The following is a 13,894-nucleotide window of genomic DNA, read 5'->3' on the forward strand; positions in this document are numbered from 1 at the left end:
CTTCTGGCAGGAGGTTTAGCGGTCTGATTCCGTATTAACTAAATGCCAACCGTCTTTAGCGGTCTGCAGGGCGACGTGCTGGATGGCACGCCGCCTTTTCTATACTTAAAGTATAACATGGGTGAGCCCCGAGAGAAAGCCAACAAATGGCGACTCCACTAGCTAAGGCGACCCAACGGCTTGGTTCTGAACTTGCGGTTTTAATCCGCAACTTCGACTGTCGAGTTCTCCCCACCGATCGTGACTTCCGCCTGCTTAAAGCTCAGGGCGAAGAAGTCGGAGTGGGCGGCGTACTTCGCAGTTTGTGGGTACTTCGCGTTGTACAAAGCCAACTGGTCTGGCGTTGGGTCGATTTTCTGGACCGTTGCCTTGCGGACACGGGCCACATCTTTGCTGCCAAACTGTGGTGTCGCAAACGAAGCCTGACTGTGCTTGCTAATTTCCGCAACCTTTTCCGCGTTGGCGGCCGTCATGAACAGCTCCTGGTTGTTGGCCTTGTCGTAAACGCCCAGCACGATGCGGACGTCAGGGGCAGTGCCGTCTTCGGTCAATGTCGCGACCGCGATTTGTGATGACGCGTTAAAAATTCTCTCTAGATCTTCTGTATTAGCCAAAATAATCCCTCCAATAGGTATTTTCGGGCGAGCTGTAGTCGTTCGTCACAATAAATGGTAAGCGGTTACGGCAGAGATTACAAGGCTAGTCGCTCATGTGTCATGTTCGCCAATGAAAATCTTAGGCCACCGTGATAACTGCCTAAGCAATCCGACCAGCCTTCTCAGCAAATCATTACCGCCCACCCACTGGAATTTACTGCGGCTCTGATACGCTGATTGGATGAACGACACCCATTAAACGATGGAGGAAAAGACATGAAAAAACGACTGACAGCCGCAATTATCAGCAGCATTTGCGCCATTGGCATCGCCGGGTTCGCGGTTCACCAGCTGCGCCCAGCGCATCCCGCCGAGCCCGCAACCGTCATCTATGACAAGAACGGCAACCCCTTCAAGTGGCGGCATGAAACCGGCTCGACCCGCCGCGTTTACGACAACAAGACCCACAAAATGATCACGATCAAAGTCAACCCCGCCGGCAGTGACAAGAAATAACCCGACTGCCCGCCAAATCAAAAACAGCAGCGCAGCTCATTGCCGCGCCGCCACTGGTCAAAAAGGCGGCTATCACTTGTGGTACGGGCTCCCGATCTGGATCATGAACGCCCGGTAGATCTGCTCCATGAGCACCAGTCGCATCAGCTGGTGCGGCATGGTCAGCTTGCCGAAACTCAACGTGTCATTAGCGCGCTTCATCACGGCCGGCGACAGCCCCAAAGAACCGCCAATGACGAAGGTGATATCGGAATGGCCGTACGTGCCCAGGTCCTCAAGCTCCTTAGCGAAGACCTCACTGGCCCGCTGCTTGCCTTCAATGGCCAGCGCGATGACCCACTCCTTGTCCTTGATCTTGGCCAGGATGCGCTCGCCTTCGACTTCTTTAACATGCGCCATCTCCGCCTCGGACAGCGACTCCGGGGCTTTTTCGTCTGCGACTTCGACAATCTGCACCTTGGCGAACTTATCCAGCCGCTTGCGGTACTCGGCGATGCCATCCTTGAAGTACTTCTCCTTAAGCTTGCCGACGCCGATCACTTTGATGTTCATGTGCTTCACCTCACAGGCCCAGTATACCCGAAATCCGCTCGTCTCAAAACGGCGCGCAGTGTTCATCAGGCAAGGACAATGTAACGATTTATTTGGTGTTTTTTACACACCACCCATGACATAATTTCGCCCGACCATTCATGGCATGAAAAATCTAAATGCCGGTTTTTCGGCTTTTTGTTGCCGTTTCTTACACGTTTTTAACCTTCACCACCCATTTTTTCAATGTTCGCTATTTACATGAGTTTTACACGCCGCCCGTTGTACGACCTGCGAAATAGGCGCAGAATAGAAGCGTTGAGTCATTTTTGGAGTGTGTAAACTTATGACTGTAATCAAAAACATTGCAAAGGACCGGGTGCTGCAGATCACCGCGTTCCTAGTAGTGCTGAGCTTGTTCGCGGCCAGACCGAAGCTTGAAGACATCAGCTTCGATACGCTCTGGTCGATTCTCGGGATGATGACCGTCATCCAGATCTTCGAGTACCTGCATGTCCTTGATTATTTCGCCTACCGTCTGACCAGTTTGGCCGCCGATTCGCGGCAGCTGCTGCTGATGTTTTTGGGGCTCGCCATCGTCGCCGCCATGTTTCTCACCAACGACGTCACGGTGATCACCCTCATTCCGCTGTACCTTGAAATCGCCAAGAAATACAAGCTGCCCGAGATCCTGCCGGTCACGCTGATCGGCATGGCGGCGAACTTCGGCAGTGCCTTCACCCCGTTTGGCAACACCCACAACATTTTTCTGATGAGCCACTACACCATTGGCATTGGCCAGTTCTTCAGCTGGTCGATTCCGCTCTTGATCGCCTCGATCATCCTGCTGCTCGGCTTTACTGTTTTCGTTAAAAAGATTCCCCTGCCGGCAGTCGGGTTTCAGGACATTCACATCCAGACCCGGCCAACCGTGATCACGGCCATCGTGGCGCTATTCATCTTCGCCGGGGTGCTCAAGATCATCCCCTCCTATGTCGGCGCCATCGCCGCGATCCTTCTGGCTGTGCTGTACAACAAGCAGATCATGAAGAAAGTCGACTACGCGATCGTCTTGACCTTTGCCGGCTTCTTCGTCATCGTGTCCGTGCTGCAGCAGATGCCTTGGGTGGTCGACCTGATCTCTGGGCTGGTCAGCTCCGCGCACTCCGTTTTCCTGACGTCGATCCTGACCAGCCAACTGATTTCCAACGTCCCGTCGACCGTGCTGATCGGCAAATTCACGAACTACGCCGGCGCGCTGTTTCTGGGCTCGAACATCGGCGGCCTGGGCTCTGTGGTTGGCTCAATGTGCAACCTGCTGGTGTACAAAGAATACGCCACCTGGGGCAACCACCACGCCGGCAAGTTCCTGCTGGGCTTCCTCGTGTTCAACGTAATCGGCCTGGTCGTGCTGGCCGGCATGGGCTGGCTCATCTTGGATTTCGTTTATTAAGGAACCGCTGCGTCGTCGCTGTTCGCGGCGCTATTTTTTTGCACATTTTTAAAGGATATGACGATAACTATTGTCCTTTAATCTCGCCATCACCCTTATTAGTTGCCTTATTTGGCTCCTCTACGATAAGCTAAAATTAACCTAGGTTATCAATATTTCATTCAAGGAGGCTATTATGGGTAAATACGAGTCCGACGCCAAGCAACTGCTCTCGGCTCTCGGCGGCGCTGACAATATCACGTCGTTCATGCACTGCGCCACGCGCATGCGGTTCGTTCTGAAAGACGACGCCAAGGCAAACAAGGCTGCGATTGAAAAAATCGGCGCCGTGCGCGGCATGTTCACCAACGCCGGGCAGTTTCAGGTAATCATCGGCAATGAAGTCCCTGACTTCTACCACGATTTCACCACTGTTTCCGGCCTGAGCGGCGCCAGCAAGGAAGCGACGAAAGCCGCCGCCAAGACGCACCAAAATGTGATCCAGCGCGCCGTCGCCACGCTGGCCGAAATCTTCACGCCGCTGCTGCCGGCCATCATCGTCGGTGGGTTGATCCTCGGCTTCCGCAACATTCTCGAAGGCGTCCAGTTCGGCGGCGCAACAATCGTCGAACAGTCTCAGTTCTGGGCCGGGGTGAACGCCTTCCTGTGGCTGCCAGGGGAGGCGATTTTCCACTTCCTGCCGGTCGGGATCACCTGGTCGATCACCCGCAAAATGGGCACGACCCAGATTCTAGGGATCGTCCTCGGGATCACGCTGGTTTCGCCGCAGCTGCTCAACGCCTACGCGGTGAGCAGCACGGCAGCCAGCAAGATCCCGTTTTGGGACTTCGGCTTTGCACAGGTGAACATGATCGGCTACCAGGCGCAGGTCATCCCCGCGATGCTGGCCGGCTTCATGCTGGTCTACCTGGAACGCTTCTTCCGCAAGCACATCCCACAGGCGATCTCGATGATCTTCGTGCCGTTCTTCTCACTGCTGCCGACGATTCTGGTTGCCCATGTGGTCCTCGGGCCCTTCGGCTGGTGGGTCGGTGACGGTCTTTCCGCCATCGTCAACGCCGGCTTGACCAGCAACTTCAGCTGGCTGTTCGGCCTGGCCTTCGGGCTCCTGTACGCACCGGTCGTGATCACCGGGCTGCACCACACTACCCTGGCGATCGACGCCCAGCTCATTTCCACTTATGGCTCAACGAACCTCTGGCCGATGATTGCCCTGTCCAACATTGCGCAAGGCTCTGCAACACTGGCCGTGGCGATTGCCCACCGCGGCAATAAGCAAGAGGAAGGTATTTCGGTGCCGGCCACCATCTCCGCCTATCTCGGGGTGACGGAGCCCGCGATGTTCGGGATCAACTTGAAGTACGTTTACCCGTTCATCGCGGCCATCATTGGCTCAGGCATTGCCGGCATGTTCGTCACCATCATGGGCGTGCGCGCCTACTCGATTGGAGTCGGCGGCCTGCCAGGGATCCTGTCGATTGTCGGCCAGTTCATCGGTGTCTTCGCCATTGGTATGGTGATCGCCGTGGCCGTGCCGTTTGTGCTCACCTTCGTGCTGCGCAAGGTGCCAGCACTCAACAAGATTGAAGCCGTGGATGACGCAACCGGCGCGATCATCGACGAAGATGAAGCCCCGGCGACCCAGCCGCTGGCAATGGACGCCGAATCCGTCCAGTTCGATTACCTTTACGCCCCGACCACCGGGCAGGTGATGCCACTGGCCGCCGTGCCGGATCAGGTTTTCGCCCAGAACATGATGGGCGAAGGGTTTGCCGTTGATCCTCAGGACGGCCACATCAACTCACCGGTCGTCGGCACCGTGACGTCGGTATTCGACACCAAGCATGCGATCGGCATTCGGATGCAAAATGGCCTTGAGGTGCTGGTCCACATGGGCCTGGACACGGTTGCTTTGAAAGGTGCCCCGTTCACGGTCCACGTGCAGCCGGGCGACGCGGTCGACCCAAGCGTCACCTTAGCGGTCATGGACATCGCCGCCGTGAAAGCCGCTGGCCACTCGACGGAAGTGATCGTGGTGATCACCAACTCCGACCGCCTCGACGAGTTCAAGCTGCTGGCCACTGGCGCCCACAAGATGGGCGATGAGATCGCCGCGGCCAAAACCGCCGAGATGTCGGAACAAGCCACAGGCAGTGCGGTAGCGCCTGCGCTTTAACTAATCGTACCTACAGCAAACGCCTGGATCGACTTTTGATCCAGGCGTTTTTGGCGGTCACCGCGCTAGTTTTCTGCGTGCAGCGCTGGGAATCGCGCTGGCCTTGACCCGGTGCCAGGAGAGCACGGTTTGGCCTTTGGTGCGAACGGCCAGGTAGGCGTGCGGCGTCAGCGGGGCGTCCGTCACTTGCAGCAGCACCTGCCGGGCAGTCCCCAGGCGCGAGTATCTTTGCAGGCGGTAGCGATAGTCGCGGCCGCCGTGGCGGTTGGCGACCCATTCCACTGAGCAGCCGCCAGTGGCCACGTACACGGTTTCTTCCGGGACGACGGGATTATACCGGTCGAGCATCCCTGCCGCCTCAGTGGGCTGATTACGGGTAAATAGCGGCAAGCCAAACAGCACGACCGCAATGATCAGTCCCAACCCGCAAACGTTACACCAGACCCGCTTCATTTGACTCGCCCCTTCCACCCAATAGTTTACCGGGTGAAGCGCTCCGACTCATAGGGCTTGAGGTCGAGTTTGAAGGAGGCCTGAGAATGATTTTGACGCAAAAGCACGCCGCTCAACGACCGAGTGGCGTGCATTTTAGTGCTTACAGATCCTCGCCGTTGCTTGCGATGACCTGCTTGTACCAGTTAAAGGAGTCCTTACGGCTGCGTTTCCAGCTGCCGTGGCCCTGATCGTCAGCATCGACGTAGATGAAGCCGTAACGCTTCTTCATTTCACCGGTGGAGGCGGACACAATGTCGATGGCACTCCACGGGCAGTACCCGAGCAGGTCGACGCCGTCTTCGGCAACAGCCTTTTCGGCCTGCAGCAGGTGGTCTGCCAGGTACTTGATGCGGTAATCGTCGTGAACACTGCCGTCCGCTTCGACCTTATCGAAGGCGCCAAAGCCGTTTTCGACAATCATCATCGGCTTGTGCCAGCGAGCGGCCATCCAGTTCAGACTGTAGCGCAGCCCGACCGGGTCGATCTGCCAGCCCCAATCCGAGCGCGGCACGTACGGGTTCTTCGTGTCGTTTTTGGCCTCGTCGAAGTCCATGTCCGGATTGTCGTCGCTGTACTTGACCACCGCGGAGTTGTAGTAGGAAAAGCCCACAAAGTCCGCGGTGCCGGCCTTGATGATGGCCTCGTCCGCCGGCGTGATGCCAATGTCATAACCCTTTTTCGCCCAGTACTTCTTGAGCCAGGCCGGGTACTCACCCAGCGCCATGACATCGCCGAAATAGTAGCGGTAGTTCATCGCGCGCTGGCAGTACATGACGTCTTCCGGCCGCGCGGTCAGTGGATAAATCGGGTTGAAGGCGATCATGTCGCCGATCTGTAAACCCGGGTCGATCGCGTGGCCGATTTGCACGGCCTGCGCCGAAGCGACAAATTCGAGGTGCGCTGCCTGGAACATTTTCTCTTCCCAGTTGTCGTCCTTGCCCAAGATCAGGCCAGAGTTTTGCAGCAGCGGGTGCGGATCGCGCCAGGACGTCTGGTTGTTGATCTCGTTGAAGGTCATCCAGTACTTGACCTGGTTGTGGTAGCGCCGGAAGCAGGTCTCGGCAAACTTGGTGAAGCAGTCGACGACCTTGCGGCTGCCAAAACCGCCATAGGCCTTGACCAGGTGCAGCGGCATTTCAAAGTGCGACAGGGTCACGATCGGCTCAATGTTGTACTTGTGGAGCTCGGCAAACAGGTCGTCGTAAAACTTCAGGCCGGCCTCGTTCGGCACGGCCTCGTCGCCGTTCGGGTAGATCCGGGTCCAGGCGATGGACGTCCGAAACGCCGTCATCCCCATTTCGGCAAACAGCTTGATGTCTTCCTTGTAGTGCGAGTAAAACTCGACGCCCCAGTGGTTCGGGTAAATCTGGCCATCTAGGACTTTGTCATCCTCTATGCGCGGTACGCCGTTTTCTCCGGCCCGCATGGTATCGGCAATGCTCAGTCCCTTGCCGCCTTCTTGCCAGCCGCCTTCGGCTTGGTGCGCCGCAATCGCGCCGCCCCAAAGGAAGTCTTTTGGCATTTTGTATCCTTTTGTCATTGGTCTGAAACTCCTCACGTGTTATCTGTAATTGGAACTAAGTGCGCGAAACTGGGTGCCTTGTAATCGGGCTCCGGGTTCGCAACTAAGTTCGTGAACCCTGCGCACCTTCTAACTGGGCTTCGGCGGACAACGCCCGAGCGCTTAGCTACGCTGGAGGCCTCGCCGCCAAAAAACAGCGGCAATGCCTCCAGCTAGGCTAATCGTCGGGCTAAGTTCGTCCGCCTGCGCACCTTGCAAAAAAAGCCGGAACATCGCTGTTCCAGCCGCTTGCAATGTAAAGATTACTTGTCCTCGACCTGTTTGCCGTCTAGGCGCTTGTATAGGTCGACAATTTCGCCCGCAAGATCGCGGAATGTGATGCTGGTCATCAAGTGGTCCTGTGAGTGGACCATCAGCAGCGTGACCTTGGCGTGCTCGCCGTTTGCTTCGGCGGTCAGCATCTTGGTCTGTGAGTTGTGCGCATCCACCAAGAAGCCATCCGCTTCCTTGAGCTTTGCATCGGCGGTTTCAAAATCGCCCTTCTTCGCTGCCTGGATCGCTTCGAACGCGGAACTCTTTGCATTCCCGCCGTTCAAAATGAGACCCATGATCGCATCCATGTTCTGATCTTGTTCTTCTTCAGCCATTGTATTCTCCAATCATCCGTGTCAATTAGTCTAGAAAGCGGTTGCGGTTTACCGCAGCTTACTTGCCGGCCTTTTCGATTGATGACAGGGCTTCTTTGAGCACCTTTTCGCCGTTCATCATGCCGTAGTCCTGCATGTTGATGACTTCAACCGGCAGCTTGCCGTCAACCTTGCTTTGGAACTGACCCAGCAGGTAACGAACCTGAGGCCCGAGCATTAAAATGTCTGGGTTCTTGGTTGCCAGTGCGTTATCAGCATCAGAGGCAGCGGTTGCAAAAATATCCGCTTCAACACCTTCGGCCGTTGCGGCCTTTTGCATCTTAGATACCAGCAAGCTGGTGGACATACCAGCAGAGCATACCAACATAATCGTTTTCTTGTCAGCCATAATTAAAACTCCCCTTTGTGTGAGAATAAAATTTTGCGGTTAGAAGTTTAACCGCTTTCATTGCTACAATGCTATAATAATACGTGGGTACGAAATAAACAAGTCCCATGACTTAAAATTTGTTGGGAGGGGCAACTCATGTATCACGAAATCGCGGAAAAACTGCTCCAGGCGATCCAGGCCGGAGAGTATCAAACCAAATTGCCGACTGAGCAGGAGCTGATGAAGCAGTACGGGGTCAGCCGCAACACGATTAGGCGCGCCATCGACGTGGTTTACCAGCATGGGTTGCTGCGCCGCATCCAGGGCTCCGGCTACTACATCAACAACGTACAGCTGCAAGGCTCGATGACGATCAACCTCTCGATTGGCGCCGGCAAGTCGCTGGCCAAGCGCGGCCCGCTGACCTCCAAGGTCGTCACCTTTGACCGCGTGCAGGCCAGCGAGATCCCGCTGGCGCAAACGATGAAGGTCAAAGACGACACCGAGCTGTGGCGCATCATTCGCCTGCGCTACTTCAACTCAGTGCTGTACTGTTTGGAAGAGGCGTACTACCTGCGCGATCAGATCCCGTTCATCTCGACCGACGCCCTGGATGACTCGATTTTTGATTTCATCAAGGAGACTTACGACATCGATCCTGAATCCTCCGACGATTTCCTGTCTTTGACCACGCTGGGCCCCAACAAGGCCGACTTGATGAACTTGGCCGCCGGCACTTCCCTGCTGACTCTGGCACAGATCAATTACACGCATAACAACGTGGTCTTCAACTTCTCCCAGACCGTGTACAGCTACCCGGGACTGGACTTTTACTTCCACTCCGCGCACCTCAGCAGCAACTAACCCCTACCCAAGCAGACGAAAACGCCGCCGCGAAATGTTTTTCGCAGCGGCGTTTTGTTATGCCTTGGCCGGTTTGGCCGGCTCGTACATGTCGGCGTTGCGCCGCCCAGAGCGGGCCCGCAGCGCGTACAAAATGGTGATGGTGTCGACGACTTCCTGCAGCATCGCACCGATGATCACCGGAATCACCCCAAACGCCGCGATCAGCATCAGGCCGGTACAGATCCCGATCCCGATCCAGACGGCTTCCTTGGCGATACGCATGGTGTCTTGCGAAATAATCACCGCACAGGCGACCTTGGTCAGGTCGTCGCGCAGGATGACCGCATCGGCGCTTTCGCTGGCGGCCGTGGCGCCGTGCGCGCCCATGGCGATGCCGACATCGGCGACCGCCAAGGACGGCGCGTCGTTGACCCCGTCGCCGACCATGACGACTGGCCGCGCGTTTTTCGGCGTGTTGTCCAGCACCTTGATCTTGTCCGCCGGCAGCTGCTCGGCAAACACTTTATCCACCCCGACCTGCTGGGCGACATCATCCGCAATGGCCTGATTATCGCCGGAGATCATCATGGTGTTTTCAACGCCGAGCTCGTGCAAGGCGCTGAGGGTCTGCTTGGCTTCCGGCCGGATGCGGTCGGTGAAGGTGATCACGCCAGCAAACTGGCCGTCGACGCTGACGTAGACCGCGGTGCTGTCGACATTCGCGTCGGTCCCGGCAAAGCCCGGCTTGCCGACCTTGACCAGTTTGCCGTCAACAGTGGCCTGGACGCCTTCTGCCGTGACTTCCTCAGCGGCGGTGGCGGCCAAAAGATTCCCACTGCCGACTTCGCTGACCAAGGAGCGCGCCAGAATATGGGTCGACTGCTGCTCCGCACTGGCGGCCAGCTTCAGGAGCTGCGCTTGGTCGTAGCCCGGCTGCGCCTGCACCTGATCGACGGCGAGCACGCCTTGCGTGATCGTCCCGGTTTTATCAAACGCCACGGTTTTAGCGGAAGACAGCTTCTCGAGCGCCGTCCCGGATTTCACAATGATCCCGGCGCGGCTGGTGCGGCTCATCCCCGACACCATTGCGACCGGCGCCGCCAAAATCAGCGGACAGGGGCTCGCGACGACCAGCACCTCGGCAAAGCGCAACGGGTTGCCGGTGACGGCCCAGGCCACGCCGGCAATCACATACGCCAGCAACGTGAACGGCAAGGCGTAGCGGTCGGCCATGCGGACAAAATGCGCCGGCCGGGCTTCGGATTCCTTGACCAGCTGCACGATTCCCTGGTACTGGCTGTCTTCGGCGCGCTTGGTGACGCGCACGGTCAGGGCGCTGTCGCCGTTGACCGTCCCGCTCATCAGCTCGTCCTTGGGATTTTTTTCAATTGGCTTGGATTCACCGGTCAAGCTGGCCTCGTCGACCATGCTGCTGCCCTCGGTGACGACCCCGTCGACTGGCACGACCTCCTGCGGCTTGACCAGCACGATGTCATCCACGTTGACGTCATCAACGGAGACGTCCTCCTGCTTGCCGGCCACCAGACGGTGCGCCGTCGTCGGCGTGTTGTCCAGCAGCTGCTTGAGATCGGAATTGGCCTTAGTGGCCGCAAAGTCTTCCAGCGCGTCGCCGCCGGTCAGCATCAACAGGACGATCAACGCCGCCCAGTACTCGCTGACGGCCAGCGTCGCGACCACCGCGGTGATGGCGAGCAGGTCCACGCCAAACGAACCGCTGCGCAGCGTCTTGATCATGTCCCACAACATTAACAGGGCAATGGCCGCCCCAATGACCGTGATCACGATCTGCGCCCACGTTGGCTGATGCAGCCCGAACTCTAAGATCAACGCCACGATTCCGACCGTTAACACCGCCCACAGCCGCCGATAATTTCTCAACGCACTCACTCCCTTGTTTTATCTAGGCTTAATTATAATCATTCTAATTAAGAAAGTCTAGTTAGTTGCGCGGGGAATTTTCTTTGTCTGGCTCACACTCAATGACGATCGGCCAGGCGACCGTCCCCTCGGCGATCAGCGCTTGCAGCCGATTGAATAAAAACAGGAGCCAGGCGAACCCGATTGCGAAGCCTTGGATCTCAAAGGCGGTCAGGCTCGGGTAACCGAAAACCCGAAAGCCCATGTTCATCAAAAACTCGACCACCCCGATGGCGTACGACGCCCACAGGAATTCCTTGGAGACTTCCGGCAACAGCCACCGCAGGCCGATGATGATAATCAAGATGATGGTGACCAGCATCCCCGCGATCTCGTCATGCAGCACGTGAAACTGCGCGTTGTTCGGGAAGACCCCGATGCAGCCCAGATCGATCGCCGCCAGCGTCAACAACGCCCGCAGCGTCGTCAGCCGCCAGGACTTGCGGTGCTGCGCGTTCAACTGCACGAATAAGTAATCGATCAGGCTGATCATCACCAGCGCGGTCATCACCAGCGTAAGGTTGAACTGCCAGGCGTTTGAGGCCAGCTTAGTGCCCAGAAAACTCAGGTTGTACTGCCACCACTGCCGGCTGCCGTTTGAGGCCATCGAGATGACCGCCCCCGACACGATCACGATGGTCAGCAGGCTGGACAGCGTGGCCGCGTTGATCCGCAGGGCCATCTGCACCATGAACACATTCGCCAAGATCAGAAAGACCAACACCTGCAGCACCGCCGTGAAGGGATCAAAGGTCGCCCCCGGAAACAGCGTGCCCAGCACCCAAAAGGTGCCCAGCAGGGCCATGCCCAAAATGATGGCAAACGCCAGCAAGATCACCGGGAAGTTCCGCCAGTACACGGCTTTGGAGAACCGGTTATCCGGATCGTTGCGCGACTGCACAAAGAAGCCGGCAAACAGTGCGATGCCGCCCACGACCCCAAAACCGATGGTGAAACTGGCGATCGACACATCCCCGGTCATCGGGATCACGTGCACTCCGATGTGCAGCCAGTAGAGAAAAATCGCCACCGTTGACACCAGGCTGACCAACAGCGGCCAGATAAAGGCCAGCCGTCCTGACCGGAGGCGGTCCGCTGGGGCCGGCTGGATCACGATGCGATCATTTTTAATAGTCAGTTGCATGGGCGTCTCCAAGTCCCCGCGCAGCTGTGCATAGACGCCAGCCGGCACCGTGACCTTGAGTTCGCTTTTTTCTTTCATTACTGTATCTCCCCCGTATCCTCTTCCATCATCATACCGTAACGCGCCGGCAAACGCTGGGCAAGACCTTTAAAAATCGCCTGTGAGCCGGGCTTTTCGCCTCTTGCTCAACTCAATTTACCAAGGCTAAACGGCGGCGGCGCAATCGAGTAGGAGGTAGCCGATTAATTCGGCTACCGACCTCTCACACCACCGTACGTACGGTTCCGTATACGGCGGTTCAGTAATTTAAGCATTCTGGATTTGCTGGAGCGTCTTGGATAGATTTATCAGTCCAAGGTGCGCCAGCTTTTCGTTTGTTAAGGTGTAAGTCAACGTCTTGCTGTGAGCCGTTCGCCATGCCCCTTTACGGGTGTTTGCGGCGGTATACGCATCATCGGCTGATAGCCCTAACCGCTTCAAGTTCATGATTTTTGTTCTGATTTTCTTCCACTGCTTCCAGATGTACTGGCGAATTCTGCTTCGAAGCCACGTGTCTAACTGCGCCACAAATGTCTTCATCTTACCCAGGCCATAGTATTGCAACCAGCCGCGCATCTTCAGCTGAATCTCCTCTAACATCCGAGCCAGTGAAATCCCGCGATTCCGCTTTGTTAGTTTCCTTAACGCCTGCTTGACTCTGATTTTCGATTGCCTCACCGGATAGGGATATGCCCCATCTTTGGTGTGACCTACCGTGAACCCCAGAAACTTCATCCTGTTGGTGGGGACGACCTTCGTTTTCTCCTGGTTGATTGTGAGTTTAAGTTCCTTTTCAAGAAACCGCGTCACACTGGCGAGCACACGCCCACCAGCTCTAGGACTCTTAACGAAGATATTGCAGTCGTCGGCGTAGCGCACGAATTCATGGCCGCGAGCAGTGAGCTCTTGGTCAAACTCGTTGAGGTAAATGTTAGCTAACAGCGGGGAGATGGGACCGCCTTGCGGTGTTCCCTGTTCGCTGCGTTCGAACATCTTGCCATTCATCGTGCCACTGGTTAGAAAGCGGCGAATGAGCCGCAGAAGCCAGCGGTCGTTGATGCGTCGTTCGAGAAACTTGATAAGCATGTCGTGGTTCACCGTATCGAAGTACGCTTTTAGATCGAGGTCAACGACATAGCGGTAACCTTGGTCGTCAAGCTCCACAGCACGTTGAATCGCATCATGGGCACTTCGGTGCGGTCGAAAACCAAAACTATTGTCAGAGAATACTTGCTCATACATCGGCGAGAGTACCTGGGCCACGGCCTGTTGCACAAAACGGTCGATTACCGTTGGTATGCCAAGCTTTCGCATGCCACCGTTGGGCTTTGGTATTTCTACTCGCTTCACTGGCGCCGGCTTATAAGTACCGTCGCGCAACTGCGCAAGCAGCTCTGCTCGATGTTTACGTAAGTATGGCAGTAGACCATCAACGGTCATACCGTCGATGCCTGCCGCTCCCTTATTCCTGACCACTCGTAGATACGCCTTGTTCAGGTTGTCGCGGTCAAGAACTAACGCTTGAAACTGAATGCCACTCATCATTTCTTCTTCCACGGAGGTCTTACTACGCGCCCCAGCTTGTTCTTGGTCTTCCAGACCTACCTTTCGCTGGCGGTCA

13 protein-coding genes are annotated in these 13,894 nt (G+C 56.6%); 4 read left to right on the forward strand and 9 right to left on the reverse strand.

Annotated elements, in window-relative coordinates:
- Positions 1-200: 200 nt before the first annotated feature.
- On the reverse strand, positions 201-614 hold the full coding sequence (locus tag EKM86_RS05135) for a pyridoxamine 5'-phosphate oxidase family protein (protein WP_164506175.1): 414 nt from the start codon (positions 612-614) through the stop codon (positions 201-203).
- A gap of 258 nt (positions 615-872) precedes the next feature.
- Between EKM86_RS05135 and EKM86_RS05140 the strand changes: the two genes are divergently transcribed.
- Complete coding sequence (locus EKM86_RS05140) at positions 873-1,112, forward strand: hypothetical protein (protein WP_125755714.1); 240 nt, start codon at positions 873-875, stop codon at positions 1,110-1,112.
- Between the two features lie 72 nt (positions 1,113-1,184).
- Here EKM86_RS05140 and rlmH read toward each other — a convergent pair whose 3' ends face one another.
- Positions 1,185-1,664: a 23S rRNA (pseudouridine(1915)-N(3))-methyltransferase RlmH gene (rlmH, locus tag EKM86_RS05145; protein ID WP_125755716.1), complete on the reverse strand. Its 480-nt coding sequence runs from the start codon at positions 1,662-1,664 to the stop codon at positions 1,185-1,187.
- A gap of 325 nt (positions 1,665-1,989) precedes the next feature.
- Here rlmH and EKM86_RS05150 point away from each other — a divergent pair, with 325 nt between their 5' ends.
- The gene (locus EKM86_RS05150) at positions 1,990-3,096 is read left to right on the forward strand and encodes an SLC13 family permease (protein ID WP_125755718.1); all 1,107 of its coding nucleotides are present in this window, start codon (positions 1,990-1,992) and stop codon (positions 3,094-3,096) included.
- A 175-nt stretch (positions 3,097-3,271) separates the two neighbouring features.
- Complete coding sequence (gene treP / locus EKM86_RS05155; RefSeq protein ID WP_125755720.1) at positions 3,272-5,272, forward strand: PTS system trehalose-specific EIIBC component; 2,001 nt, start codon at positions 3,272-3,274, stop codon at positions 5,270-5,272.
- A 57-nt stretch (positions 5,273-5,329) separates the two neighbouring features.
- Here the strand turns inward: treP and EKM86_RS05160 are convergent, their stop codons facing one another.
- The 4 genes from EKM86_RS05160 to EKM86_RS05175 all read right to left on the reverse strand — a co-directional run bounded on the left by EKM86_RS05160 (position 5,330) and on the right by EKM86_RS05175 (position 8,324).
- Complete coding sequence (locus EKM86_RS05160; protein ID WP_125755722.1) at positions 5,330-5,725, reverse strand: DUF1093 domain-containing protein; 396 nt, start codon at positions 5,723-5,725, stop codon at positions 5,330-5,332.
- Positions 5,726-5,867: 142 nt separating this feature from the next.
- Positions 5,868-7,307 (reverse strand): 6-phospho-beta-glucosidase, encoded by a 1,440-nt coding sequence (locus EKM86_RS05165; protein ID WP_125755724.1) that lies wholly within the window; start codon positions 7,305-7,307, stop codon positions 5,868-5,870.
- A 284-nt stretch (positions 7,308-7,591) separates the two neighbouring features.
- Entirely contained in the window at positions 7,592-7,936 is a 345-nt protein-coding gene (locus tag EKM86_RS05170) for a PTS lactose/cellobiose transporter subunit IIA (RefSeq protein WP_125755726.1), read from the reverse strand.
- Positions 7,937-7,994: 58 nt separating this feature from the next.
- Entirely contained in the window at positions 7,995-8,324 is a 330-nt protein-coding gene (locus EKM86_RS05175) for a PTS sugar transporter subunit IIB (RefSeq protein ID WP_125755728.1), read from the reverse strand.
- A gap of 138 nt (positions 8,325-8,462) precedes the next feature.
- On the opposite strand from EKM86_RS05175, the gene EKM86_RS05180 reads away from it, so the two are divergent.
- Positions 8,463-9,170, forward strand: a complete 708-nt coding sequence (locus EKM86_RS05180) for a GntR family transcriptional regulator (protein ID WP_125755730.1) — start codon at positions 8,463-8,465, stop codon at positions 9,168-9,170.
- A 57-nt stretch (positions 9,171-9,227) separates the two neighbouring features.
- Here EKM86_RS05180 and EKM86_RS05185 read toward each other — a convergent pair whose 3' ends face one another.
- The 3 genes from EKM86_RS05185 to ltrA form a co-directional block, all read right to left on the reverse strand.
- Positions 9,228-11,051, reverse strand: a complete 1,824-nt coding sequence (locus EKM86_RS05185; RefSeq protein ID WP_125755732.1) for a heavy metal translocating P-type ATPase — start codon at positions 11,049-11,051, stop codon at positions 9,228-9,230.
- 61 nt (positions 11,052-11,112) lie between these two features.
- On the reverse strand, positions 11,113-12,312 hold the full coding sequence (locus tag EKM86_RS05190; protein ID WP_225419357.1) for a hypothetical protein: 1,200 nt from the start codon (positions 12,310-12,312) through the stop codon (positions 11,113-11,115).
- A gap of 228 nt (positions 12,313-12,540) precedes the next feature.
- On the reverse strand, positions 12,541-13,894 hold a 1,354-nt coding region (gene ltrA, locus EKM86_RS05195), incomplete at its 5' end, for a group II intron reverse transcriptase/maturase (RefSeq protein WP_125755734.1).

Source organism: Lacticaseibacillus hegangensis (assembly GCF_003946465.1).
In the GTDB taxonomy this organism is placed as follows: domain Bacteria; phylum Bacillota; class Bacilli; order Lactobacillales; family Lactobacillaceae; genus Lacticaseibacillus; species Lacticaseibacillus hegangensis.

What these genes read in the sequence shown, in the direction of transcription:
- EKM86_RS05150 (WP_125755718.1), top strand. Translation starts at nt 1,990, where the DNA reads ATGACTGTAATCAAAAACATTGCAAAGGACCGGGTGCTGCAGATCACC.
- EKM86_RS05165 (WP_125755724.1), bottom strand. Translation starts at nt 7,307, where the DNA reads ATGACAAAAGGATACAAAATGCCAAAAGACTTCCTTTGGGGCGGCGCG.
- EKM86_RS05170 (WP_125755726.1), bottom strand. Translation starts at nt 7,936, where the DNA reads ATGGCTGAAGAAGAACAAGATCAGAACATGGATGCGATCATGGGTCTC.
- EKM86_RS05160 (WP_125755722.1), bottom strand. Translation starts at nt 5,725, where the DNA reads ATGAAGCGGGTCTGGTGTAACGTTTGCGGGTTGGGACTGATCATTGCG.
- rlmH (WP_125755716.1), bottom strand. Translation starts at nt 1,664, where the DNA reads ATGAACATCAAAGTGATCGGCGTCGGCAAGCTTAAGGAGAAGTACTTC.
- treP (WP_125755720.1), top strand. Translation starts at nt 3,272, where the DNA reads ATGGGTAAATACGAGTCCGACGCCAAGCAACTGCTCTCGGCTCTCGGC.
- EKM86_RS05140 (WP_125755714.1), top strand. Translation starts at nt 873, where the DNA reads ATGAAAAAACGACTGACAGCCGCAATTATCAGCAGCATTTGCGCCATT.
- EKM86_RS05175 (WP_125755728.1), bottom strand. Translation starts at nt 8,324, where the DNA reads ATGGCTGACAAGAAAACGATTATGTTGGTATGCTCTGCTGGTATGTCC.
- EKM86_RS05190 (WP_225419357.1), bottom strand. Translation starts at nt 12,312, where the DNA reads ATGAAAGAAAAAAGCGAACTCAAGGTCACGGTGCCGGCTGGCGTCTAT.
- EKM86_RS05180 (WP_125755730.1), top strand. Translation starts at nt 8,463, where the DNA reads ATGTATCACGAAATCGCGGAAAAACTGCTCCAGGCGATCCAGGCCGGA.